The organism is Alkalimonas amylolytica, from assembly GCF_900107845.1.
Classification (GTDB): domain Bacteria; phylum Pseudomonadota; class Gammaproteobacteria; order Enterobacterales; family Alteromonadaceae; genus Alkalimonas; species Alkalimonas amylolytica.
In genome coordinates this window covers 134,806-149,273 of sequence record NZ_FNRM01000007.1, presented here as the reverse complement: position 1 = coordinate 149,273, position 14,468 = coordinate 134,806, and the positions used below count along the sequence as shown (strand labels likewise).

The window sequence follows — 14,468 nt, the reverse complement described above, 5'->3', positions numbered from 1 at the left end:
TAGTCAGGTACTGCCGATGATTTCGATTTCTGAAAGTGCACAAAGCCACTTTGTTAAACTGCTTGAGAAGCAACCCGAAGGCACTCATATTCGGGTCTTTGTTGTCAATCCCGGCACGGCCAGCGCGGAGTGCGGCGTGTCATACTGCCCGCCTGACTCGGTGGAAGAAAGCGATCTACAGCTGCCTTTTCATGGTTTTTCTGCCGTGGTGGATGCCGAAAGCCAGCCCTTTTTAGTGGATGCTGAAATCGATTTTGTCACCGATCAGATGGGTTCTCAACTGACGCTAAAAGCGCCGAACGCCAAAGTGCGTAAGGTGAGTGACAATGCGCCATTACGTGAACGGGTACAGTACATGATTGATGCTGAGATCAACCCGCAACTTGCCAACCATGGTGGCAACGTCAGTGTGGTCGAGCTAAACGATGCGGGTGTCGTCGTGTTGCAATTTGGCGGTGGCTGCAATGGCTGTGCTCAGGTTGATCTGACCTTAAAAGAAGGCATTGAGAAAGAACTGCTGAATCGCTTTGCCGGCGAATTGACGGGCGTAAAAGACATCACCGAGCATCAGCGTGGTGAACACTCTTACTACTAAACTGCCATCAGAGGTGAAGCCATGAAATCCACCCTGCATGCTCTGCTGCTGCTTGGCCTGTTAGCACTACTACCAGCTCAGGCGGCAGTGATCTTGATCTATCATCATATCGCTGAGGATACCCCCAGAGTCAGCAGCACCACCGAAGACGAGTTTCGTCAGCATCTGACGTACTTGCAGGAGCATGGCTTTGACGTAGTCGGGCTGGATGTACTGCTTGCCAAACTTCAGGCTGGTGAGCCTGTCCCTCACAATGCAGTAGCCATCACCTTTGATGATGGCTATGCCAACAATTACACCGCAGCACACCCCATTTTGATGGAGTTTGGCATGCCCTACACCATTTTTATCAGCCCAGGCGATATTGATAGCCGTACCGGCCCGGTGATGAGCTGGGAGCAAATCCGCCGTATGAGCGACGATGGTGTACTGGTAGCGAATCATGCCATGCATCACGAAAAAATGGCTCAGCCGGAACCGGGCGAGTCCGAAGCCGACTGGCTAAAACGGATGCGCCAAACCATTCTGGATGCAGAGCAGCGCATTAAAGAAGAAACCGGCCAAAGCCACCGATTTCTGGCCTATCCCTATGGTGAATTCAGCCCGAAACTGGAAGCTTTGGTGAAAGAACTTGGTTTTATCGGCATTGGCCAGCAGTCAGGCGCAGTCGGTCCCAGCACCAAACTCACCCGGGTACCGCGTTATCCAGCCGCCGGCCGCTTTGCTGAGATGTCGGATCTGGCGCAGAAGCTGCGCACCCTGCCATTTACCATCTTAGAGCATGTGCAGGCCGATCCGATGGTAACTGCTGAGCACAACCCACCAACGCTGTCACTGCGCCTGCAGGTTGAGGATTTCCGGCCATCCCAGCTACGTTGTTTTGCCGGGATGGAAGTGATAGAGCCAGACTGGCTGGATGATGGCCAAACCTTCGTGGCCAAAGCCAGCAAGCCGGTGAACCGCGGCCGCAGTCGTTACAACTGCACAGCGCCATCTATAAGCAAGCGCGGTTATTTTTACTGGTACTCCCAGCCCTGGTTGTTTGGCCGCTCGAGCGATTAGTTTGCTTACAGCCTTAAAGCGCGGTGAGCATCCGCACTCGGATAGGTTGTTTTAGACAGCACTAGCTTTTTGCCAGCTGACGAATAACCCAGGGAAAATCGGCCAGCAAGTCTTGGCTGCGTACCGTGGGTACCCGCCCTTCGGCCAGTTCCGGTTTGAACATGGCCACCAACTGGCCCTTGGGATTGATCAGCACTATCGAAGCACTGTGATCGACCAGGTAGTGCTCATCGGTGGTGCTGGACATGGCATACATCAGCCCCAGCTGACGCACAAAAGGAAACAGTTGATCATGGCCTGCCGTGACACCGGTAATGGCTGCCTGCTGGAAATACTGCACATAGCTGGCCATTTGCGCGGGTGTATCCCGGTTCGGATCGACCGAGACAAACCAGATATTTAGCGGCTCCGCTACATGCTGTTGTAGATCATCATGCAAACCAGCCAGTTGTGCCAGTGTTAATGGGCAGATATCCGGGCAATAAGTGTAGCCAACAAAGGCCAGCGTCCACTGACCATAGAGCTGCTCGCGGGTGACAGCGGAACCTGTATGGCTGGTTAGCTGAAAATCGGCCAACACCCGCGGCTGAGGATACAACAAGGTATGTTCAGGCGTATGACTGGGCTGCAACAAGTGGTAGCCGACCAAGCCGGCAACCAATGCCAGCACAGCAATCAGTGGATAGAGAATCTTATTGGCCATAAATCGGTGCTATTTTCAGATAGTGGTCCAGTAAGAGTACCAGAAAAAGCACCATCAAATGAACAATGGAAAAACGAAACATTGCCATCGCCTGCCCCGGGGTGTCGGCAAACTTGAGGCGCCAGGCGTGCTGCATAAAACGAAGATTCAGCAGGCAGGCACCCAGCAGGTAAATCAGCCCGGTCATGCCCACCACATAGGGCAGCAAGCAAACAATAAACAGCATGATGGTATAGAGCAAAATAGCGCTTTTGGTAAAAGCAATGCCATGGGTGACCGGCAACATTGGCATGTTCACTTTGGCATAGTCATCCCGGCGATGAATGGCCAACGCCCAGAAATGCGGTGGCGTCCAGGTAAAAATAATCATCACCAGCAAGAGCGCATAGCCGTGCAGCTCACCGGTAACCGCAGTCCAGCCCAGCAGCGGCGGCATAGCACCGGCCAGGCCCCCAATGACGATATTCTGCGGTGTGGCGCGCTTTAAAAACATGGTGTACACCACGGCATAACCAAACAGACTGAGCAAGGTCAGCCAAGCGGTAAGCGCATTCACTCCAAGATACAACATGGCAAAGCCACTGCTGGCCAGCAGCAACGCAAAGGCAATGGCCTGACTGGAGCTGATACGGCCTTTGGCCACCGGTCGGCTATGGGTACGTGCCATCTTGGCATCGATCTTCTGATCGACCACATGATTTAAGGCAGCAGCAGCAGCCGACAACAAACCGATGCCCAGCGTCGCCAGCAGCATCACGGTTAAATCAGGCAAGCCTGGAACCGCCAGCATCATGCCAACCCAGGCAGTGAGCACCAGCAAAGCCACCACCTTAGGTTTAGTCAGCTCCAAATAATCACGCCAGCTGCCAAGCGCATGCCGGTTCAGTTGTTTGGCAATGGCCATGATCAAGTCTCCTGTTCCCTGGTGCGGCGCCTGAGTTGATACAGAATCACCACCATGCAGAGCAATAAGTTGGCTCCGACAAAATTATGCGCCACTGCGTTTAAAAGTGGCAGGTGCAGCACAATATTCAGCACACCTAAGATAAACTGTAGCAGCAATATTGCCCCCAGCGCCAGCGCCAGTTTTTTCATCAAGTCTGTTTTTGCCTGTTGCCACAACAACCAACTAAACAAGCCCGTCACCAGCAGCGTGATACCAGCGCCGATGCGGTGAAAAACATGAATGGTCTGTCTGGCATCCTGTGACATCACACCAAACTCATAATCGTCATAGCCAAGATGCAGGCTAAAGGCCTCGCCCAGTTCCAACCGACTGGCCCAGCCCGGTTCGCAAATGGGCAGCTCCAGACAAGCCAACGCCGCATAGTTGGCCGCCGTCCAGCCACCTAAGGCAATCTGCAGCGCCACCACCACGGTGGTCAGCACTGCCAGAGGCTTTAATTTGTGCAGCTGCGGTTCCATGCCTTGCAGCAACTCCGGTCGCAACTGCAGCCAATAGAGCCCCAGCAGACAGAGCAAGGTAAAGCCGCCCATTAGATGCGCCATCACCACTATGGGCAACAAACTGAGCGTCACCGTCCAGGCACCTAAGGCTGCCTGAAAAATTACCAGCACAGCCAGCACACTGGGTAATAATCGTGGGGCACTGAATTTACCAAACCAGCTAATAAAGAAAATAGCTGCGATCATCAGACCTAAAGTGCCGGCAAAGTATCGGTGAATCATTTCGTTCCAGGCCTTGAAGGGCTCAAGCGGGCGCTCCGGGAAGGCCATTTCAGCCTGCGCAATGCGACTTTCGGTCATCGGCACCTTAATAAAACCATAGCAGCCAGGCCAATCCGGACACCCTAGGCCGGCATCAGTGAGCCGGGTATAAGCGCCCAGAATAATCACCACCATGGTGAGCAGAATGGTCCACGTGGATAGTTTTTGCAGTAGTGTCTTGTTCATACCCGGATCCGATCGTAGTTCATCAGTTTTAATAAGTCGGTGCGAATGTCCCGGGCAATGTCCGCCGGTAAATGATCCGCATCTGGCAGTGGGTAACGCAACAATACCAGGCCCTGCACATCGACAATCACAATGTAATTGCCAATGGCAGCCGTGTCAGCCTGAGTTGGGTGTTGGTGCTGGAACACTGGGAACTGCTGCAATACTGCGGTGTCTTTGCTAGCGGCCAGCAACACCGGCTGCACCTGCACTTGCTTGCGACCCAGGCCAATAAACAGCTGCTGCACCGTATGCAGGCCCTGCTCACAGCGCTGCTCGCAATCTTTGGCTGGCACTACCGCCAAGCGCCAAACTTTTTCATGCGCAGCCAGGGCCGGCAGTGCAAAGACCTCTTCCGGCATCCACTCCCCTTTACTGACAGTGCCGCCTTCAAACCAGCCAAAATGCAGCGCCAATTTTGCCAGTAGCAATGGCAGCAAACACAATGGCAGAAAGATGCTCAGGAATTTCGTTTTATTCATTGGTTTCCTCTTTACGCAAACTGGCAGCCAGGGCCACGCCAAGCACAGCAACGGCCAGCAAGAACCATTGTACGGCATAACCCCGGTGCTTTTCCGGAGGCATTACCACCGGTTGGTAGTGGGGCTGAAAAGGGCTTGTTTCCATTTGGTAAATCACGGCAGCCAATGCCGGCTGTGGCAGGTATGGGTTTACACTATCCAGCTCCACTTGTTGGATCCGCATTGGCCAGCTATCCCCGGTCTCCAGGTTCTGCCCCAGCCGAAAACTACCAAACGAGGTCCGGAGCACACCGCGGATCGGTAATTGCTCGGGAATAGTTAGCTCCGGCAGCTCGGCACGATTCCGGGCAGCTTCTACCCAGCCCAGATTCACTAACACCGGCGGATCAAAGCGGCTAAACTGGACCGGTATGATCACATCATAGCCAATACGCCCTTGCACAATCTTGTTGTCTTGTAACCAAACCATTGGGGATAGCCAACGACCTTCATCGGCAAATTGCACCAAGTCCGCTTCCTGCAAAGGTAGCTGTCGCAACTGTTGCCAGTTAAGCGGACCTTCGGCTTGCCAGCTGGCCAACTGTTGCATTTGACTGGCTTTCTCACTGGCACGGCTTAGCTGCCACCAGCCAAGCTTGATTAAAACGGCAAATACCGTCAAAGTGATCAGTAACCAGACCGGATGCACCGATACAGATGTACCCGCAACCCTAAATTGCATTACACCAATCCAGGAGATCTGACACTATGTGGTTAAAGCTTGTCATCATCGCACTACTGCTCTTTATTGTATTTAATTTGTTCCGTGCGCTCTTTACCATGTTACGTAGCGAACAGGGCACTGTTCGAATGAGCCAGTTTTTAGGGAAGCGGGTGCTGTTTTCCGCGCTGGCTTTACTGCTGATACTGGTGGCGCTTGCCACCGGTGTGCTTACACCCAACCCTCGCCCTTATTAAAAAGGGAAGATGGCTTTGCGCCGGGGCTAATGCCCCGGCCGGTCAGAACACGTAGACCAAACAGAATACGATGATCCACACCACATCGACAAAGTGCCAGTACCAGGCGCCAGCCTGAAAGGCAAAATGCTTCTCTGGGGTAAAATGCCCTTTCAGCACACGCAGCAGCACAAAGAACAGGATCAGCGCTCCTAAGAATACATGCATGCCGTGAAAGCCAGTCAGGATAAAGAAAGTGTTGCCATAAATTCCCGAATCCAGACGCAACCCCAGGTCCCGGTAAGCAAGCACGTATTCATAGCCTTGCAAGCCAAGGAAAATAACCCCAAGAATCAAGGTAAGCAGCAGCATACCGGTCAACTGGCTCCGTTTATTCTGCTCCAAGCCGGTATGCGCAAAATGCAGTGTCACAGACGAAGTCACCAGAATCATAGTGTTGATTAATGGTAAGCCCCAGCCCATCGCCTGGGTTTCGGTACCACCTGGCGTAGTAAGCAAGGGCCAAACCGCTTCGAAGTTCGGCCATAAAATAGCGCCGGTCATTTCGTTGTTACTAGCGCCACCCAACCATGGTACGGCAATAAAGCGGGCGTAGAACAAAGCACCGATTAAAGCTGCGAAGAACATAATCTCAGACACGATAAACCAGCTCATGCCCTGTTTAAAGGAACGATCCATTTGTGGGCTGTAGAGCCCAGCCATGGATTCATCCACCACGTTCTTAAACCAGCCGTACAGCATCACAAATAAAATTGCGACGCCGAGCAGGAACATATAGCCCCCCAACCGCTCTGGTCCTTGCTCATATCAATGACAAAAAAACCTGCGCCTAAGGCAATAAAGAACAAAGCTATGGCGCCAACCAGCGGCCAGGGACTTTGATCGGGCACATAATACTTTTGGTAGCCTTCGTTATTCATTGTTATTCCCCAAATTCTGTTGCAGTGTCCTGACCGCTGTCCTGCCACTGGCTAGTGACATCGTACAGGGTATAAGACAATGTAATGGTACTGAACTGTGCTGGCAGTGCCGGATCGACATAAAACTGCAATGGCATCAGCATATCGTTGCCACCGGCCAGGTACTGCTGGGTAAAGCAAAAGCACTCAATTTTATGAAAGAACAGTGCTGCCTGTCCCGGCGATACTGACGGAACAGCCTGGCCAACAATTGCACGGCCGGTCGGGTTTTCTGCCAGATAGTTCATAATGTGGATCTCGCCCGGATGCACCCGCATCCGGCGCACTTCAGGCCGGAAGATCCACGGCATCTGTTGATTGGGCCGGGCGATAAACTCAATGGTGATCTCCCGGCTGGTGTCAATGATGGCCGCTTCAGCCGATACCGGCTCGGACGCCGTTTTGCCATTGATGCCGGTGATGTCACAAAAGACATCGTACAACGGCACCAAGGCATAGCCGAACGCAAACATGGCGACCACCAACAAGCTAAGCTTGCCAATCAGGGTGCTGTGCTTCGCATTCATAACGGCCTCCTACTTCACCTGAGGTGGGGTATCAAAGGTATGGTAAGGTGCCGGTGACGGTACTTCCCACTCCAACCCTTCGGCTCCTTCCCATGGCTTAGCCGGGGCTTTCTCACCACCGCGCGCGCACTTGATCACCACCCAGAGGAAGATCAATTGCGACAAGCCAAACAAGAAACCACCGACGCTGACAAAAGCATTGAAATCGGCAAATTGCAGTGCATAGTCTGGAATACGACGCGGCATACCTGCCAGGCCGACAAAGTGCATCGGGAAGAACAACAGGTTGACCGAAATCAACGAGCACCAGAAATGCAACTGGCCCAACTTCTCATCGTACATATGGCCAGTCCATTTCGGCAGCCAGTAATAGACCGCTGCGACGATGGAGAACACGGCACCAGACACCAACACGTAATGGAAGTGTGCCACCACAAAGTAGGTATCATGGTACTGGAAATCAGCCGGGGTAATCGCCAGCATCACCCCAGACAAGCCACCGATGGTAAAGAGCACGATAAAGGCCAAAGCAAACATCATCGGCACTTCAAAGGTCATGGCACCGCGCCACATGGTTGCTACCCAGTTAAAGACCTTCACCCCGGTCGGCACGGCTATCAACATGGTGGTGTACATGAAGAACAGCGTCGCGAATACCGGCATGCCAGTGGTGAACATATGGTGTGCCCAGACCAAAAACGACAAGATGGCGATACTGGCGGTCGCATACACCATAGAGGCATAACCAAACAGCTTCTTACGGGCAAAGGTTGGCACGATTGCAGACACAATACCAAAAGCCGGCAAAATCATAATGTACACTTCCGGGTGACCGAAGAACCAGAAAATATGCTGGAACAACACAGGATCACCACCGCCGGCCGCATCAAAAAAGCTGGTGGCAAAGTATTTATCGGTCAGCACCATAGTGACCACACCAGCCAGTACTGGCATGACCATAATCAACAGGAAGGCAGTGATGAGCCAGGTCCAAACGAACAATGGCAGCTTCATCCAGGTCATGCCTGGTGCCCGCATATTGACGATGGTGACAATGACGTTGATGGCGCCCATGATGGAGGAAATCCCCATAATGTGGACCGCGAACACAAACAAGGCAGTGCTGTCATTGCTGTAAGTGGTAGACAAAGGCGCGTAGAAAGTCCAGCCAAAGTCTGGGCCGCCGCCAGGCAGAAACATCGAGATAATCAGGATTAAAAACGCAAACGGCAGGATCCAGAAACTCCAGTTGTTCATTCGCGGCAGCGCCATATCCGGCGCTCCAATCATCATTGGGATCATCCAGTTGGCCAGGCCGGTAAACGCCGGCATTACAGCGCCAAACACCATGATCAGACCATGCATGGTGGTCATTTGGTTAAAGAATTGCGGGTCGACAAATTGCAAACCTGGTTGGAATAACTCCAGCCGGATCACCATCGCCATGGCACCGCCTAAGAAAAACATCGCCAGCGCAAAAATCAGATAGAGGCTGCCAATGTCTTTGTGATTGGTGGTAAAGAGCCAACGTTTGATGCCGGTTGGCTTGTGATCATGATGCTCATCATGATGATCTGCAGTGGTTACTGTGCTCATGCCTTACTCCCCCTTGCCCTGCATGTACTCATAGACTTCAACCGCCTGCACCACGTCGCCGGTATCATTGCCCCAGGCATTGCGTGTGTAGGTGATCACAGAGGTCAGCTCGCGCAAACTGAGCTGACGGGCAAAAGATGCCATCGAAGTACCAGGCCGGCCATCTACCATCACCTTGATGTGCTCGGCACGGTCCTGGGTCGTCACATAGTTGTCTTTCAGTGCCGGGAACATCGGTGGTAAGCCTGTACCATTCGGCTGGTGACAGGCAGCACAGTGCGCCAGATACACCCGCTCACCCAGTACCATTTGCTCTTCGATGTTCATCCGCAGTGCCAGCAAACGCTGCTCTTCTTCACGAATAGCGGCAATACGGGCTTCTTCCTGTTCGACCCACTTGGCAAAGTCGTCAGGTTCTTTGGCAATCACCACGATGGGCATAAAACCATGGTCCATGCCGCACAGCTCAGCACACTGACCACGGTAAATGCCAGGTTCATTGACCTGAGTCCATGCTTCGTTAATAAAGCCCGGGTTGGTGTCTTTTTTAATGGCAAATGCGGGTACCCACCAGGAATGAATCACATCATCGGAGGTCATCAGAAAACGGACTTTCTTGCCGGTAGGAATGACCAAAGGCCGGTCTACCTCGAGTAGGTAATTGTCACCTTTAGGCAAACGTCCCTCAACCTGGCCGCGTGGCGTAGCCAAAATGGAGAAATAGTCAATGTCGTAATCCAGGTACTCGTAATGCCAGCGCCACTGAGAGCCGGTAATCAGTACCGTCACATCCGAGTCGCTGGTGTCCTCCATCGCAATCAGTACCCTGGTCGCAGGAATGGCCATCACAATTAGGATCAACACAGGGATCGCTGTCCAGATGATCTCGACTTTGGTGCTTTCATGGAAAGTGGCAGGTGTTACGCCACGGGATTTCCGATGCAGGATAATGGACACAAACATCGCGGTGAATACCACCAGACCAATAGCGCAGCAGATCCAAAAAATCGTCATATGCAGGGCGTACACCTGCTGACTGATATCGGTTACTCCAGGGGTCATGTTGAACTGGATCCCAGTTGCATGAGCCTGGCCTGCCAACAACAAGGCCGGTAGCGACCAACGCCAACTTCTCGTTTTCGCCACGTTTACTTCTCCTCTGACATTTTGCAAAAGCAAACTGCCGAAACGAAGCACATAGTACACCCTAATCCATGGCAACATTTCGCAATTGCTGATTTGAAATTGTTGTAATTATTTTCGCAATGCTAGCGCACAATTAATTAGATGATTGTTGTCGCACAAAGCGGAACAGACGACGCCCCTTTTTGGGTACTTATTTTTTCATCAGTTCTCGCCTAAGAATTATCCAAATCGCGCTCAGTGTAAACCCCTAAATAACAAAAGCGCTGGCAAAACCAAGTGGTCATACCAGCGCTCTTTCTATTTTTTGTGTCAGTAGCTTAGCAAATAGCTTGTGCTAATCCCTAAAGCCAACTGCCATTACGGATCACTCCGACGGCCAGGCCTTCGATCTGAAAATCCTGCTGGCTCAGGTCGACTTTGATCACTTCGAAGTCCTGATTCTCTGGATGTAGTAGCACTGTATTGCCCTGACGCTCAAAGCGTTTAACAGTCACATCCTCACCCACCCTTGCTACCACCACCTGCCGCTGCTCGGCACGATTGGTCTTGTGCACCGCCAACAAATCGCCATCCAGAATACCAATGTCCTGCATGCTCATGCCCTGCACCCGCAGCAAGAAGTCGGCATGGGGTTTAAACAAGTGGGCATCCAGCTGATAGTGATCCTGAATATTCTCAGCTGCAAGAATAGGTTGGCCCGCCGCCACTTTACCAACCAGCGGCAAGCCAAGCTGCTCTGGTACAGCCAACTCATCTTCGATAATACGCAGACCGCGGGATGTCCCCGGCAGCATTTCAATCACCCCTTTACGCGCCAGAGCTTTTAAATGCTCTTCGGCAGCATTGGCCGATTTAAAGCCAAGTTGGTGGGCAATTTCTGCCCGGGTCGGTGGCATACCGGTTTCTGCCTGATAATCGCGCAGCAACTGTAAAATTTCGGCCTGGCGTGCAGTAAGTGGTCTCATAGTGCTGGTTACCCATACAGTAAATACTGTCAGTATATACAGTCTTTGGTAAAATGCCAAGTTGAAAGGTGCCTGGACTGCCACCGCCCTTTGGACCATGCTAAAATTATGGTTTTATTATGACGGACATGCGCTATGTTGCTGCGATTAAAGTGGTTCGCATCCTTATTGAAATGGCCACTGCGCCCTTTGGTTCGCTTTAAATTACTGCCTGCAGATCCGGTTGTCGAGTTGCAACTGGACACAGCCCGACCGATTTTTTATATCTGCCATACCGAATCGGCCAGTGATCTGGCTACCTTACGCCGGGTCTGTCTGCAACTGCGCTTACCCGACCCGCTTAGCCCGGTGCAACTGGGTTCAGAGCAACTGGATCGCATCCTGTTTCTGGAAAAACCGCACCGGCTGATCGGGGGGCGTCCAAAGACCAAGGCTCTATTACAAGGCCTGACGCTGCTGCAGGCCCATCAGCAGCAGCCTGACTTGCAGGCGCAGTTGATCCCGGCTGCTATTTTATGGGGCCGCACGCCGGGCAAGGAAAACAGTATCAAATGGCTGCTTGGTGAAGCACACTCGCCAAATTGGCTGGCTAAACTGCTGATTGTATTGGTATCCGGTCGTCATACCCTGATCCGCTTCAGCCCTCCGGTGCAACTGCAGCAGATGGCCGCCCAATTTGGTGCCAATCCGGTAGTAGCACGAAAGCTGCTTCGAATGTCACGCATTCATTTTTATAGACAACGACTGGCAGCGACCGGTCCTCGCCTGATGAGCCGAAGCCAGTTGCAACATGCTATCCTGGCTCGGCCGGCGGTAAAGAAGGTGATTGCCGACGAAGCCAAAACCCACCAAATCTCCATCGAAAAAGCCCGGTTGCGAGCCCGAAAGTTACTGCAGGAAATTGCCGCCGATTATCGCGAGTCGACCCTTAGGGTGGGCGATCGGGTGCTGAGCTGGTTATGGCACAAGCTTTATCATGGCCTGAAAATTAATCACGGCAAACAACTGCAGGAGCTGGCGCAAAAAGGACACGAAATTGTCTATGTACCCTGCCATCGCAGCCATATGGATTACCTGCTACTTAGCTATGTTATTTATCATCAGGGCTTAGTACCTCCGCACATTGCCGCCGGAGTGAATCTGAACTTTTGGCCGGCGGGGCCTATCTTTCGCCGGGGCGGAGCATTTTTTATTCGCCGCAGTTTTAGCGGCGATAAACTCTACTCCACGGTATTTCGCGAGTACTTAAGCCAGTTGTTTAACAAAGGCTATGCGGTGAAATTTTACCCGGAAGGCGGCCGCAGCCGAACCGGCCGGCTGCTGACACCGAAAACCGGCATGCTGGCCATGACGGTGCAAACCTTGTTGCAAGGCAGTGACCGGCCCATCACGCTTGTACCAGTTTATTTGGGTTATGAGCATGTGATGGAGGTCAATACCTACCTGAGTGAATTAAAAGGCTCGGCCAAACAAAAGGAGTCGGTATTTGGTGTCTTTAAAGCCATTCGTAAACTGCGCAATTATGGCTATGGCTACATCAACTTTGCCGAACCTATTTCACTGAACAGCTATTTGACTGAACGGGTGCCGGACTGGAAACGTCTGCGTGAATACAGCACTGTGCCCAAGCCAGCCTGGCTGGGAAGCATGGTCGATGAGCTGGCGACTGACATTATGGTGCACATCAACCAGGCTGCAGCCCTTAATGCCATCAATCTGATTGCGCTGGTGTTGTTGGCCACCCGGCATAAAGCGCTGGCTCGCTCAGAGTTGGAGCAACAGCTGGAGCTGTATATCCAACTGCAGCAGTCCCTGCCCTACCATCACCGTATCAGTCTGCCAGAGCAAAGTGCCGCCGAGATGATTGAGCACGCCCTGGCCCTTGGAAAAATCCAGCAAAGCAGCGATCATTTTGGCCAGATCATTACGCTGGAGCCCGAGCAGGCGATCCTGCTCAGTTACTTTCGCAACAATATCATCCACTTGTTCATTTTACCGGCCATCCTGGCATCGGCACTACTGCGACAACGTGATCTGAGTGGGCAGCAACTGGCCGAAACTATGGCACTGCTGTATCCCCTGCTCGCGACCGAGCTCTACCTAAAAACGGAGCACAGCACCCTATCCGGGCCATTGCTCGACTTTATGGCTGAAACCGGTTTAATCGAGCAGTCGGCGCAAGGCCCAAGGCCAGTGCCCCAGCAAGATGCTGGTTATCGCCAGTTAGGTCTGCTGGCAGGTATCGCCACCGACACCTTGCAGCGCTACGCCATCGTCTTGAATTTGTTACAACAAGGCTCTGGCTGGCAGCGCGCTCAGTTGGAGCAACAAAGTCAGGCGCTTGCCGGCAGACTACTGACGCTGCATGGCATAACAGCACCGGAGTACCTGGATAAGCAGCTGTTTGCTACTTTAATCAAAGCGCTGCGTCAACAGCAGCAGCTGCGAGTAGCCGACAATGGTAGCCTGCATGCAACCGCCAGACTGAGTAAACTCACCCAAACGGTAAATGCCATGCTGCACTCGGATGTACTGCAAAGCATTCAGCGTTTGGTGTCTAGCTGTGAGCAGTGTCAGCAAGCCAGCTAAGCAGGTTTCGCGGCCACCGGGTACTGCCGAATGACCCCTTCCTGAATGGTCGAGGCAACCAGACGGCCGGCACGATCATAAAACTGTCCTCGGACCAAGCCCCGGCCACCAGAGGCACTGGGGCTATCAACCGCATAGAGCAGCCAATCGTCAAAACGAAAATCCTGATGAAACCACATCGCATGATCGATGGTAGCCACCTGCATATTAGGAGCTAAAAAGGATCGGCCATGCGGCTGCAACGCCGTTGGCAGGAAGTTAAAGTCCGAGGCATAGGCCAACAGGTATTTATGCACCCGTAAATCATCCGGCATGGTGCCATTGGCTTTAAACCAGACATAACGTTTAGGCTCACTTTGCTTTGGCTCGAACGGGTTTTGAAAATCGACCGGACGCATCTCAATCGGTTTTTCACAGATGAATTTACTGCGCAGCGCTTCCGGGATCTTATCCGCATGCTGCTGGTAAAAATCCAGATCCGACACCAGCTCGTCCGGTCCTGGCACTTCAGGCATGCTGTCCTGGTGTTCAAAACCAGTTTCTTCACGCTGAAAAGAAGCCGTCATGTAAAAAATGGCCTTGCCAAACTGAATGGCTCTTACCCGGCGGGTGCTGAAGCTTTTGCCATCACGAATGCTTTCCACTTCATACACAATCGGCTTGCTGGCATCGCCGGGCCGTAAAAAATAGGAGTGAAACGAATGCACCTTGCGATCTTCATCGATGGTGGCTTTAGCGGCCGATAACGCCTGCCCCATCACCTGGCCACCAAACACAGCTTTAAAACCCAGGTCCTGGCTCTGCCCACGGTAGAGCCCAAGCTCTATCGGCTCCAGCTTCAGTAACGACAACAACTTATCCAATACCTGACTCATAGCACCCTGCATTTTGCTTTATCTACCCCGACGGTAGCGTTAGTATAACAACAAATCCA

Annotated in this window: 14 protein-coding genes and 1 pseudogene; 4 read left to right on the top strand and 11 right to left on the bottom strand. The window is 52.5% G+C overall.

Annotation, left to right across the window (positions count from 1 at the left end; translation table 11 throughout):
• Window positions 1–16 precede the first annotated feature (16 nt).
• Window positions 17–595, top strand: a complete 579-nt coding sequence (nfuA, locus tag BLW37_RS14240) for a Fe-S biogenesis protein NfuA (RefSeq protein ID WP_091344021.1) — start codon at window positions 17–19, stop codon at window positions 593–595.
• A gap of 21 nt (window positions 596–616) precedes the next feature.
• Window positions 617–1,657, top strand: coding sequence for a polysaccharide deacetylase family protein (locus BLW37_RS14235; protein WP_245785746.1), 1,041 nt, complete (start codon window positions 617–619; stop codon window positions 1,655–1,657).
• Window positions 1,658–1,718: 61 nt separating this feature from the next.
• On the opposite strand, the gene BLW37_RS14230 is transcribed toward BLW37_RS14235, so the two are convergent.
• Genes BLW37_RS14230 through BLW37_RS14210 form a run of 5 tightly spaced genes read right to left on the bottom strand, consistent with a single transcriptional unit; the run spans window position 1,719 to window position 5,516 of the window.
• Complete coding sequence (locus BLW37_RS14230) at window positions 1,719–2,360, bottom strand: SCO family protein (protein ID WP_091344019.1); 642 nt, start codon at window positions 2,358–2,360, stop codon at window positions 1,719–1,721.
• Entirely contained in the window at window positions 2,350–3,264 is a 915-nt protein-coding gene (cyoE, locus tag BLW37_RS14225; protein ID WP_091344017.1) for a heme o synthase, read from the bottom strand. The genes BLW37_RS14230 and cyoE overlap by 11 nt, the downstream gene beginning before the upstream one ends.
• 2 nt (window positions 3,265–3,266) lie before the next feature.
• A complete protein-coding gene (locus BLW37_RS14220) occupies window positions 3,267–4,274 on the bottom strand; it encodes a COX15/CtaA family protein (protein WP_091344016.1) in 1,008 nt (335 codons plus the stop codon).
• Entirely contained in the window at window positions 4,271–4,795 is a 525-nt protein-coding gene (locus tag BLW37_RS14215; protein WP_091344013.1) for a hypothetical protein, read from the bottom strand. Before BLW37_RS14215 ends, BLW37_RS14220 begins: the two co-directional genes overlap by 4 nt.
• On the bottom strand, window positions 4,788–5,516 hold the full coding sequence (locus BLW37_RS14210; protein ID WP_091344011.1) for an SURF1 family protein: 729 nt from the start codon (window positions 5,514–5,516) through the stop codon (window positions 4,788–4,790). Before BLW37_RS14210 ends, BLW37_RS14215 begins: the two co-directional genes overlap by 8 nt.
• A 26-nt stretch (window positions 5,517–5,542) precedes the next feature.
• Here BLW37_RS14210 and BLW37_RS14205 point away from each other — a divergent pair, with 26 nt between their 5' ends.
• A complete protein-coding gene (locus BLW37_RS14205) occupies window positions 5,543–5,752 on the top strand; it encodes a DUF2909 domain-containing protein (protein ID WP_091344010.1) in 210 nt (69 codons plus the stop codon).
• A gap of 42 nt (window positions 5,753–5,794) precedes the next feature.
• Here the strand turns inward: BLW37_RS14205 and BLW37_RS14200 are convergent.
• The 5 genes and pseudogenes from BLW37_RS14200 to lexA all read right to left on the bottom strand — a co-directional run bounded on the left by BLW37_RS14200 (window position 5,795) and on the right by lexA (window position 10,945).
• Window positions 5,795–6,672: pseudogene (locus BLW37_RS14200) on the bottom strand (cytochrome c oxidase subunit 3).
• Between the two features lie 2 nt (window positions 6,673–6,674).
• The gene (locus BLW37_RS14195; RefSeq protein ID WP_091344008.1) at window positions 6,675–7,238 is read right to left on the bottom strand and encodes a cytochrome c oxidase assembly protein; all 564 of its coding nucleotides are present in this window, start codon (window positions 7,236–7,238) and stop codon (window positions 6,675–6,677) included.
• Between the two features lie 9 nt (window positions 7,239–7,247).
• Entirely contained in the window at window positions 7,248–8,834 is a 1,587-nt protein-coding gene (gene ctaD, locus BLW37_RS14190; RefSeq protein ID WP_091344006.1) for a cytochrome c oxidase subunit I, read from the bottom strand.
• A gap of 3 nt (window positions 8,835–8,837) precedes the next feature.
• The gene (gene coxB / locus BLW37_RS14185) at window positions 8,838–9,980 is read right to left on the bottom strand and encodes a cytochrome c oxidase subunit II (protein ID WP_483860493.1); all 1,143 of its coding nucleotides are present in this window, start codon (window positions 9,978–9,980) and stop codon (window positions 8,838–8,840) included.
• A 341-nt stretch (window positions 9,981–10,321) separates the two neighbouring features.
• Window positions 10,322–10,945 (bottom strand): transcriptional repressor LexA, encoded by a 624-nt coding sequence (gene lexA / locus BLW37_RS14180; protein ID WP_091344005.1) that lies wholly within the window; start codon window positions 10,943–10,945, stop codon window positions 10,322–10,324.
• A gap of 135 nt (window positions 10,946–11,080) precedes the next feature.
• Here lexA and plsB point away from each other — a divergent pair, with 135 nt between their 5' ends.
• Window positions 11,081–13,534 carry a glycerol-3-phosphate 1-O-acyltransferase PlsB gene (gene plsB / locus BLW37_RS14175; RefSeq protein WP_091344003.1) on the top strand — a complete coding sequence of 818 codons (2,454 nt, stop codon included), beginning with the start codon at window positions 11,081–11,083 and terminating at the stop codon, window positions 13,532–13,534.
• Here plsB and tesB read toward each other — a convergent pair.
• A complete protein-coding gene (gene tesB / locus BLW37_RS14170; protein ID WP_091344000.1) occupies window positions 13,531–14,409 on the bottom strand; it encodes an acyl-CoA thioesterase II in 879 nt (292 codons plus the stop codon). The genes plsB and tesB overlap by 4 nt on opposite strands.
• Between the last annotated feature and the right edge of the window lie 59 nt (window positions 14,410–14,468).